This is a genomic window from Streptosporangium sp. NPDC002721 (assembly GCF_042888905.1).
Classification (GTDB): Bacteria; Actinomycetota; Actinomycetes; order Streptosporangiales; family Streptosporangiaceae; genus Streptosporangium.
This window is the reverse complement of the sequence record NZ_JBIAQI010000038.1, coordinates 71,444-82,896: the sequence shown is the minus strand read 5'-3', so window position 1 is coordinate 82,896 and position 11,453 is coordinate 71,444. Positions and strand designations below refer to the sequence as shown.

Below are 11,453 nucleotides of genomic sequence, written 5' to 3'. Positions count from 1 at the left end.
CCACCAACTCCCCCACCGCACCCACCGACCGACCCGACACCACCAACGGCACCGGACCGACCTCCCCAGAACCCTCAGGAGCCTCCGGAACCTCGACCACCGGCCCCTGCTCCAACACCACATGCGCGTTCGTCCCGCTGATCCCGAACGACGACACCCCCGCCCGCCTCGGCCCACCCGTCTCCGGCCACGGCACCGACGACGTCAACAACGACACCGCACCCGAGGACCAGTCCACGTGCGGCGACGGCTCCTCCACATGCAACGTCCGCGGCAACACCCCGTGCCGCATCGCCATCACCATCTTGATCACACCGGCCACCCCAGCGGCCGCCTGCGCATGACCGATGTTCGACTTCACCGACCCCAACCACAACGGCCGCTCACGACCCTGCCCATACGACGCCAACAGGGCTTCCGCCTCGATCGGATCACCCAACCGCGTCCCGGTCCCATGCGCCTCGACCGCGTCCACCTCCGACGCCGCCACCCCCGCGTCCGCCAACGCCCGCCGCACCACCCGCTCCTGCGCCGGACCGTTCGGCGCGGTCAACCCGTTCGACGCCCCGTCCTGATTCACCGCCGAACCCCGTACCACCGCCAGCACCCGACGACCGTTGCGCAGCGCGTCCGACAGACGCTCGACGACGAGCACCCCCACGCCCTCGGACCAGCCCGTGCCGTCGGCGGCGGCCGCGAAGGACTTGCACCGCCCATCGGGAGCCAGCCCACCCTGACGGCTGAACTCCACGAACATCCCCGGATTGGCCATCACCGTCACCCCACCGGCCAACGCCAGGGAACACTCCCCCGCCCGCAACGCCGACACCGCCTGATGCAACGCCACCAACGACGACGAACACGCCGTGTCCACCGTCACCGCCGGACCCTCCAGCCCCAGCACGTACGCCACCCGCCCCGACACCACACTCGACGTCGTACCGGTCAGCAGGTGGCCTTCGAAGCCCTCCGGCGGGGAGTACAGGGGAGCCGCGTAGTCCTGCGCGATGGCGCCGATGTAGACGCCGGTCTGGCTGCCGCGCAACGACGAGGGGTCGATCCCGGCCCGCTCCACCGCCTCCCACGACGTCTCCAGCAACAACCGCTGCTGCGGATCCATCGCCAACGCCTCACGCGGAGAGATCCCGAAGAACTCCGCGTCGAACTCCCCCGCCCCATACAAGAACCCACCCGCACCAGAGGCCGACACCTCCCCCAACCCCTCAAGATCCCACCCCCGATCCACCGGAAACCCCGACACCACATCCCGCCCCGACACCACCACATCCCACAACCCCTCCGGAGAGACCACACCCCCCGGAAAACGACACGCCATCCCCACGATCACCACCGGATCGGGGCGGCGGGACTCCGCCTCCTGGAGGCGCTGCCGGGTCTCCTGCAGCTCGATGGTGACCCGGCGCAGATACTCGACGAGCCGCTCGTCATTCGCCATGGGTGAGCTCCTTGTCGATGAAGCTGAGGAGGTCGTCGAGGCTGGCCGTGCGGAGTCGCTCGGTGACGTCCGGGCCGGGCGACGGTGCCGGTGGGGTCGCCGGTGGGACCGGCGGTTCCGGGGCCCGTTCCGTGGGGAACAACCGCTCGCGCAGATGGCGGACCAGGGCCCCGGGACTGGGGTGGTTGAACAGCAGGCCGGCGGGCAGCCGCAGACCGGTGGCGGCGCCAAGCCGGTTGCGCAGCTCGACCGAGGTCAGGGAGTCGAACCCGAGGTCCTTGAACGACATCTCGCCGTCGATCGCGTCGGCGGCGCCGTGCCCGAGCACCAGACCGGCGTGCGTACGCACCAGGTCGAGCAGGAGCCCCTCGCGCTCCGCGGGAGCCACCCCCTCGAGCCGCTCGCGCAGCGTGGGACCGGCGTTCTCCTCGACCGGAACAGACCCCGCGCCCCCGGCCCGCATGGCCGTCCCGTTCCCGGCCCGCGCGGCCAGCAGCCCGCGCAGCACCGCGGGTGTCTCCCCGCCACGCGCACGCAGCGCGCCCAGATCGAGCGCGGCCGGTACGGAGACCGCCTCGTCCCCGGCCATGGCCAGGTCGAACAGCGCGAGCGCGTCGGCGGTCGGCATGGGCCGCAACCCGGAACGGGCCATCCTGGCCAGGTCGGCGGCGGCGAGGCCACCGGCCATGCCCTCCGCCTGCCGCCAGGGGCCCCAGGCGAGCGCGGTGGCCGGCAGGCCACGGGCCCGCCGGCTCTGCGCCAGCGCGTCGAGTGCCGCGTTGGCCGCCGCGTAGTTGGCCTGCCCGGCGCCGCCCAGGGTGGCCATGACCGAGGAGAACAGGACGAATGCCGACAGGTCCGCGCCCGCGGTGAGCTCGTGGAGGTGCAGGGCGCCGTCGACCTTGGCGCGGAGCACGGTGTCGAGCCGTCCGGGGGTCAGTTCGGTGATCACGCTGTCGTCGAGGACACCGGCGGCGTGCACGACGGCGGTCAGCGGGTGCCCGGCGGGGACGGTGCCGAGAAGCGCGGCGACGGCCGCGCGGTCGGCGACGTCACAGGCGGCGAAGGTGACCGTGGCGCCCAGCCCGGCCAGTTCCCGCCGCAGGTCCGCGGCGCCGTCGGCGGCGAGGCCGCGGCGCCCCGCCAGGATCAGGTGGCGCGTGCCGTAGGCGTCCACCAGGTGCCGGGCCAGCGCCCGGCCGAGCGCGCCGGTGCCGCCGGTGATCAGGACCGTGCCCCGCGGGTCGAGCCCGGCCGGGACGGTCAGCACGACCTTGCCGGTGTGCCTGGCCTGGCCGACGAACCTGAACGCCTCGGGTGCCCGGCGCACGTCCCAGGCGGTGACCGGCGGCGGTTCGAGCGTCCCGTCGGTGAACAGCGGGGCGAGCTCGCGGAGCATGCGGCCGATCCGGTCCGGTTTCCGTTCGAGCAGTTCGAGCAGGTCGAAGGCGTGGTAGCCGACTCCGGCCGGGTCCCTCGGGTCGGTCTTGCCCAGCTCGACGAAGCGGCCCCCGGGGGCGAGCAGCCGCAGGGAGGCGTCGGTCGCCTCCCCCGCGAGGGAGTTGAGCACGACGTCCACGCCGCGGCCGCCGGTGGCCGCCCGGAACCGTTCCTCGAAGGCGGTGTCACGCGACGAGGCGACCCGCCCGGGGGGCAGGCCGGTGGCGTCGTGCTTGGCCGGGGAGGCGGTGCCGTACACGTCCGCGCCCAGGTGCCGGGCGAGCCGGACGGCGGCCGTGCCCACCCCGCCCGCCGCGGAGTGGATCAGCACGGACTCACCGCGCCGCAGCCCCGCCAGCTCGACCAGCGCGTGGTAGGCGGTCAGGTAGGCGATGGGCGTGGCGGCCGCCCGCGCGTACGTCCAGCCCGCGGGGATCGGCGCGACGGCCCGCCGGTCGGCGACCGCGACGGGGCCGAAGGCGCCGGAGAACACGCCCATCACCCGGTCGCCCGGCGCGATCCCCGTGACTCCCCGCCCCACCTCGATGACCGTTCCGGCCGCCTCGATGCCGGGGAGGCCGGGATCGCCCGGATAGTGGCCCAGGGCGCCGAGCACGTCACGGAAGTTCACGCCCGTCGCGCGCACCGAGACCCGGACCTGGCCGGGCGCCGGCGGTCCGTCCACCTCGGGGCAGGGCCGCAGGGCCAGCCCGTCCAGCGTGCCCCGCCGGACGACCTCGAGCCGCCACGGGACCCCCCGGCCGGACGCCGGGAGGGCGTCCCCGTCGGGCAGGGGGAGCGAGCCGGGGCGCGGGGTGGCGGCCCTGGCCAGGCGCGGGACGCGGACCGTGCCGCCGCGAAGCGCGAGCTGCGGCTCGCCGGTCGCGAGCGCGGCCGGCAGCACGGCCGGGAGCACGGCCGGGAGCACGGCAGGCAGCGCGGCCGGAAGCACGGCAGGCAGCGCGGCCGGAAGCAGATCCGCGGAGCCGTCGTCGGTGTCCACCAGCACCAGACGCCCGGGATGCTCGGTCTGCGCGGAACGCACCAGCCCCCACACCGCGGCCTGTACCGGGTCGGCGTCCTGCCCCGCCTCGGTGGCGACCGCGCCGCGGGTCACCAGGACCAGCCTGGCGGCGGCGAGACGCTCCTCCGCGAGCCAGTCGCGCACCAGCGCCAGGACCCGCCCGGTGACGGCGCGCACGTCACCGGATCGAGGACACCGGGCGACCACCACCTCGGGACGCCCCGAACCGGGAACCGGACCGAGGACCGGGCCGAGGGCGAGGTCCTCTCCCAGCGTGACGATCCGCCCCACCGGTGACCCGCCGGGCGGCACGGAGGGCCAGTCGAGCCGGAACATCGCGTTCACCGGCGCCGCCGGGCCGGGGCGGGCCGGGCGCAGCACCAGTTCGTCGATCGACAGGACGACCCTGCCCTCCTCGTCGGAGGCGGTCAGCATGACCCCGCCGCCGTCCGCGGGCGCCAGGCGCACCCGCAGGGTCTCCGCGCCGGTCGTGACCAGCGACGCGCCGTCGAAGGCGAAGGGCAGCTCGGGCGGTCCGTCACCGGCCGCCGGGCGACCGGCCCACGCGTGCAGGGCCGCGTCCAGCAGCGCGGGGTGCAACCCGAAGCCACCGCGCGCCAGGCCCCCCGGCAGCCTCACCTCGGCGTACGCCTCCGCGCCCTCGTAGCGGACGGTGCGCAGGCCACGGAAGGCGGGACCGTAGGCGTAGCCCCGGTCGGCGAGCCGGTCGTAGACGGCACCGGCGTCCTCACCGGCATCCGGGGTGACGTCTCCAGTGACGTCTCCGGTGACCGGCGGGATCGCGTCGCGCGTGATGCCCGCGTCCACGCCGGACGGCATCGTCTTGGTGACAGCGGGAGCGGGACCCAGCAGCCCGGAACCGTTCCTCGTCCACTCGCCGTCCCGGGGGCGGCTGTGGAGCGTGAGGGCCCTGCGGCCCTCGGCGTCACGGGCGGCGACCACGAGCTGGACCTCGACGTGACCGCCCGAGGGCTCCGAGGGCAGCGTCACCGGTCGTTCGAGGGTGAGCTCCTCGACCCCCGGGCAGCCCGTCCGCGCGCCCGCGTGCCAGGCCAGCTCCAGCAGCGCCGCCCCGGGCAGGACGACCGATCCGGCCACCTCGTGGTCGGCGAGCCACGGGTGCGAGCGGCGGGAGAGCCGGGCCGTGAACAGCGTCTCCCCCGAGGCGGCCGACTCGACGGGAGCCTCCAGCATCGGGTGCTCGCCCGAGCCGGCCCGCGGCGTCTCCAGCCAGTAGCGACGGCGCCGGAACGCGTAGGTCGGCAGCGCGGCGGGACGCGCGCCGCCGAAGAACGTACCCCAGTCGACGTCCGCACCGCGCACGGCGGCCGTCGCCAGCGCGGTGGCCAGGGTCGTCGTCTCGGGTACGCCACGGCGCAGCACCGGCGCGAAGACCGCGTCCGGCGCGCATTCGGCCCCCATCGCGCAGAGCACCCCGTCGGGCCCGAGCTCCAGGAATGTCCGCACCCCGTCCGCGTGCGCGGCCCGCACGGCGTCGGCGAACCGCACGGGTTCGCGCACCTGGCGTACCCAGTGGTCGGCGGAGAAGACGACCGGCCCGCCGGTCACGGTCGACACGACGGGGACGCGCGGCCGCCCGTGGGTCAGCCCCTCGGCCACCTCCGCGAAGGCGTCGAGCATCCCGTCCATGCGCGGCGAGTGGAACGCGTGGCTCACCCTCAGCCTGCGGACCCTGCGGCCGAGCGCCTCGAAGTGCGCGGCCACGCCGAGCACGGGCGCCTCGTCGCCGGAGACGACGACCGCGGCCGGGCCGTTGACCGCGGCGAGCGCGAGTTCGTGCTCGTGCCCGGCCAGCAGGCCGAGCACCTCCTCCTCCGACGCCTCCACGGCCGCCATCGCCCCGCCCTCCGGCAGCGCGCCCATCAGGCGGCCTCGGGCGGCGACCAGCGCGCACGCGTCGGGCAGCGAGAGCACCCCGGCGACGTGGGCGGCCGCCAGCTCCCCGACGGAGTGCCCGGCGAGGACGTCCGGGCGGACGCCCCAGTGTTCCAGCAGCCGGAACAGCGCCACCTCCAGCGCGAACAGCGCGGTCTGGGTGTGCTCGGTCCGGTCGAGAAGCTCGTCGGGCGCGTCGCCGAACACGATGCCGGCCGGTGAACGGCCGAGGTGCGGCCGGAGCCCGTCCCAGACCTCCTTCAGCGCGCGGGCGAACACCGGATGGGCCGCGTGCAGCTCGCGGCCCATCGCGTGCCGCTGGCTCCCCTGTCCGGTGAACAGGAAGCCGAGCCCGCCGGAGGCCGTACCCGTGACCAGGCCCGGCGTCTCACGTCCGGCGGCGAGCGCCGCCAGGCCGCGGTCGAAGTCCCGGACGCCCGTGGCGACCAGGGCCGCGCGCCGGGTGAGCCTGGCGCGGGTGGTGGCCAGGGCGTGCCCGATGCCGGCCGGGGTGGCCGAGGGGTGTGCGGCCAGGTGCTCGCGCAGCCGCGCGGCCTGCTCGCGCAGCGCGCGGTCGTTCCTGCCGGTGACGATCCACGGCACCGGACGAGCCGTCTCCCCTGCCTCCAGCCCCTCCCCGCGTTCCCCGGCCTCCCCGTCGGCCTCCCGGAGCCCGGGGAGCCGCGGCCCCTGCTCGACGATCACGTGCGCGTTCGTCCCGCTGATCCCGAACGACGACACCCCCGCCCGCCTCGGACGGTCTATCTCCGGCCACGGCACCGACGACGTCAACAACGACACCGCACCCGAGGACCAGTCCACGTGCGGCGACGGCTCATCCACATGCAACGTCCGCGGCAACACCCCGTGCCGCATCGCCATCACCATCTTGATCACACCAGCCACCCCAGCGGCCGCCTGCGCATGACCGATGTTCGACTTCACCGACCCCAACCACAACGGCCGCTCACGACCCTGCCCATACGACGCCAACAGGGCCTTCGCCTCGATCGGATCACCCAACCGCGTCCCGGTCCCATGCGCCTCGACCGCGTCCACCTCCGACGCCGCCACCCCCGCGTCCGCCAACGCCCGCCGCACCACCCGCTCCTGCGCCGGACCGTTCGGCGCGGTCAACCCGTTCGACGCCCCGTCCTGATTCACCGCGCTGCCGGCGACGACGGCCAGCACGGGGCGTCCCAGGCGCCGGGCCTCCGACAGCCGTTGCAACAGCAGCACGCCGGCGCCCTCGGACCACGCCGTGCCGTCGGCGGCGGCCGCGAAGGACTTGCACCGCCCATCGGGAGCCAGCCCACCCTGACGGCTGAACTCCACGAACATCCCCGGATTGGCCATCACCGTCACCCCACCGGCCAACGCCAGGGAACACTCCCCCGCCCGCAACGCCGACACCGCCTGATGCAACGCCACCAACGACGACGAACACGCCGTGTCCACCGTCACCGCCGGACCCTCCAGCCCCAGCACGTACGCCACCCGCCCCGACACCACACTCGACGTCGTACCGGTCAGGCCGTAGCCCGCCGTCTCCCCCTCGGTCTCGTGCAGGCGCGGGCCGTAGTCGGTCGGCATCGCGCCGATGTAGACGCCGGTCTGGCTGCCGCGCAACGACGAGGGGTCGATCCCGGCCCGCTCCACCGCCTCCCACGACGTCTCCAGCAACAACCGCTGCTGCGGATCCATCGCCAACGCCTCACGCGGAGAGATCCCGAAGAACTCCGCGTCGAACTCCCCCGCCCCATACAAGAACCCACCCGCACCAGAGGCCGACACCTCCCCCAACCCCTCAAGATCCCACCCCCGATCCACCGGAAACCCCGACACCACATCCCGCCCCGACACCACCACATCCCACAACCCCTCCGGAGAGACCACACCCCCCGGAAAACGACACGCCATCCCCACGATCACCACCGGATCGGTGGAGGGCGTCGCGGCGGCCGGGGTCGCGGGGGCGGCCGCTGCCGAGCTCAGGTGGGCGGTGAGAGCCGAGGGGGTGGGGTGGTCGAAGACGGCGGTGCCCGGTACCGGCCGTCCGGTGGCGGCGGCGAGCCGGTCGCACAGCTCGACCGACATCGCGGAGTCGAAGCCGAGGTCCTTGAAGGTACGGTCCATCTCCACGGCGCCGGCCTCGTAGTGGCCCATGATCGCGGCCACCTGCGCGCGGACCACGCCCGTGAGGTCCCGTACCGGCTTGAGGTCCCGTACCGGCTCGGGGGAAGCGTCATGAGCGGCGGGGAGGGACGAAGTGCCACCGGTGGACGGTCCCGGGCCGGTCCGCGTGTCCAGCCAGTAGGGGCGCCGCTCGAACGGATACGTCGGCAGGTCCACCGGCCGCCCGCCGGGGAAGATCGTTTCCCAGTCGACGGAGGCGCCCGCGACCTGTGCCTCGGCGAGCGAGGTCAGGAAGCGGTCCATGCCGCCCTCGTCGCGGCGGAGGGTGCCGGCGACCGTGCCCCCGGCCCCGAGGGTGTCCCGGACGGCCCCGGTGAGCAGCGGGTGCGGGCTCACCTCGACGAAGAGGTCGTGGCCCGCGGCCTCCAGGGCGCGGACCGTCTCCTCGAAGCGGACCTGCCGCCGCAGGTTGAGATACCAGTAGGAGGCGTCCAGCGTGCGGGTGTCCAACGGTTCCGCCGTGACGGTGGAGTAGAACGCGACGCTCGCCCCTCCCGGCCGGAGGTAGGACAGCTCGCCGAGCAGCCGTTCGCGTACCGCGTCGACGTGTTCGCAGTGCGAGGCGTAGTCGACCGCGACCCGGCGGGCCCTGACGCCGTCCGCCTCGCAGGCGGCCCGCAGCTCGTCGAGCGCGTCCAGGTCCCCGGAGACCACGACCGACGCCGGGCCGTTCACGGCGGCGACCGTGAGCCGCCCGGCCGCGCGGACCAGCCGTGCCCGGACCTCGTCGGCGGGCAGGGCCACCGACAGCATGCCCCCGCGCCCGGCGATCGCGGACATCGCCCGGCCCCGCAGCGCGACCAGACGCGCGGCGTCGTCCAGTGACAGCGCGCCCGCCACGTACGCGGCGGCGACCTCGCCCTGGCTGTGTCCCACGACGGCGTCGGGCCGCACCCCGTGGGAGCGCCAGAGGGCGGCCAGCGAGACCATCTGGGCGAACAGCGCGGGCTGGACGACGTCGTCGCCCGTCAGGGGCTCACCGTCGGCCAGCCGGCCGATGAGGGAGAAGCCCAGGTGGGGGGCGAACGCCCGGGAGCAGTCGGCGAGCCGGTCCCGGAAGGCGGGGGCGGTCTCGATGAGCCTGGCCGCCATCCCGTTCCACTGCGAGCCCTGGCCCGGGAAGACGAACGCGATCCGCCCGGCACCCGCCGTACCGGCTCGCCGGACGAGGCCGGGCGCGGGTTCGCCGCGCGCCAGCCCGGCCAGGGCGCGCAGCAGCGTCTCGCGGTCCGGCGCGACGACCGCCGCACGGCGCTCGAAGGCGGTCCTGGTGGTGGCGAGCGAGTGACCGAGGTCGGCGAGGTCGAGCCCCGGGTCGCGCTCCAGCCTGTCCAGCAGCAGGCCCGCCTGCGCCCTGAGGCTTTCCTCGCCACGGGCCGAGACCGGCCAGACACCGGGAAGGTCCCCGCGTGCCACGGGCTCGGCGCCGGTGGGGCTCGCGGAGGACCCGGCGGTGTCCGGAAGAGCGGCGGGGCGTGAGGAGACGCCGGAGCCCAGGAAGTCCGGAGACCCCGGAGAACTCGGAGAGCCCGGGGCCGGGGCCTCGGCGAGGATGACGTGGCAGTTGGTGCCGCCCATGCCGAAGGAGCTCACACCGGCCACCCTCGGGCGGTCCGCGGCGGGCCACGGGCCGGTCTCGGTCTGCACCCGCAGGCGCAGTTCCTCCAGCGGGATGTCCGGGTTGGGCGTCTCGAAGTGCAGGCTCGGCACCAGCTCGCCGTGGGCGACGCACAGCACCGTCTTCACCAGCCCGGCGATGCCGCCCGCGCCTTCCAGGTGGCCGATGTTCGTCTTCACCGAGCCGACCCGCAGCGGTGTCCCCGGCGTCCCCGGCGTCCCCGGCGTCCCCGGCGTCCCCGGCGTCCCGGACACCCCCGGTCCTCCCGCGAAGGCCGCGCCGAGGGCCCGTGCCTCGATCGGGTCGCCGACCGGGGTGCCGCTGCCGTGCAGCTCGACGTACTGGACCTCCTCGGGGCGCACCCCGGCGCGGGCGTGGGCGCGCCGGACGACCTCTTCCTGGGCCGCCGCCTCGGGGGTGGTGAGCGTACGGCCGCCGCCGTCGTTCCCGGTCGCGGTGGCACGGATGACGCAGTGGATCCGGTCGCCGTCCGCGAGGGCCGCGGCCAGGGGTTTGAGCACGACGACGGCGCCGCCCTCGCCGCGCACGTACCCGTCGGCGCGGGCGTCGAAGGTCGCGCACCGGCCCCGGGGGGACAGCCCGCCGAAGGCCGCGGAGACCTCGGCGCTGTCGGGGCCGATCATCAGGTTGACGCCCCCGGCCAGGGCGAGGACGGACTCGCCGGACAGCAGGCTCTCGCAGGCCAGGTGCACGGCCACCAGCGAGGACGACTGCGCCGTGTCGACGGTGAGGCTCGGGCCGCGCAGGCCGAGCGTGTAGGAGAGGCGGTTGGCGATGACGCCGCGGTGCAGCCCGGTCATGGCGTGGGGTGTGAGCGCGGACGCGTCCCGCCCGCCCGCGAGGGCCGCGTAGTCGTCCCAGATCGCGCCCGCGAAGACTCCCGTACGGCTGCCGCGCAGGCTCGCCGGCACGATCCTGGCCTCCTCCAGCGCCTCCCAGCCGAGCTCCAGCATCAGCCGCTGCCGCGGGTCCATGAAGGCCGCCTCCCTCGGGGAGACGCCGAAGAAGGCCGGGTCGAAGTGGTCGATCCGCTCGACGAACCCGCCGCGCGGGCCGGCCTGACCGGGGCGGCCGCCGGGCGGCCCGGTGACGGCGTCCACGCCGTCCCTGAGGAGGGTCCAGAACTGCGCGGGACTCCCGGCCATGGGGAACCGGCAGGACAGTCCGATGATCGCGATGGCGTCGTGGCCGCCCCGCGCGCCGGGCTCGCTCATTCGTACACCTCACCCCCGTGAGAACACCCGCCCCCGTGGCGGATCAGGCCCCGCCGTCCCGCGTGGACGCGCCGTTATGCCACGTCAGCGGCGTAAATCACCAAGGCCCCCTTTAGCGAAAGATGATCTACAACACGCATAGTACGTCGCCAGGTTGCCGATTAAATGTCCGCCCGGTTACCAGTTATGGGACGACATGACTTCCCGCTCAATATGGTGATCGCGGAGGGTCTGACTTCACACCGCTCCTCCGATGTGGCCGATGCTCAGCACGGGTACCGGGGTTGACTGAAAGGTTGACAGAGAGGTGACCCGACACCGGTTTCGCGCGGAGCGAACGCACATGTATTGACACGTCGAATTACTTACAAGACCACATAGAGCCATTTACGGCCCTACCTGTCATCTCAAATGGTCAATCTGGTCAAGTCTCACGAAAGACGCAAAAAACAGCATCATGGCCATTGAAAGGGGACAACCAGCCCGTCAGGGCGGAGTACGGAACATCACCCGCACCGGAGCGAACCCAGCCCGAGTGCGGGCCTGCCCGGCGGAACTCGCCCCCTC

The 11,453-nt window shown here is 74.3% G+C and carries 2 protein-coding genes; both read right to left on the bottom strand.

Going from position 1 to position 11,453, the window contains the following annotated elements; translation table 11 throughout:
• Positions 1-1,456: type I polyketide synthase (locus ACFYWM_RS39370; RefSeq protein ID WP_389925238.1), on the bottom strand; the 1,456-nt coding region annotated here is incomplete at its 3' end.
• Complete coding sequence (locus ACFYWM_RS39365; protein WP_389925235.1) at positions 1,446-10,886, bottom strand: type I polyketide synthase; 9,441 nt, start codon at positions 10,884-10,886, stop codon at positions 1,446-1,448. The genes ACFYWM_RS39365 and ACFYWM_RS39370, both read right to left, overlap by 11 nt.
• Positions 10,887-11,453: the final 567 nt, after the last annotated feature.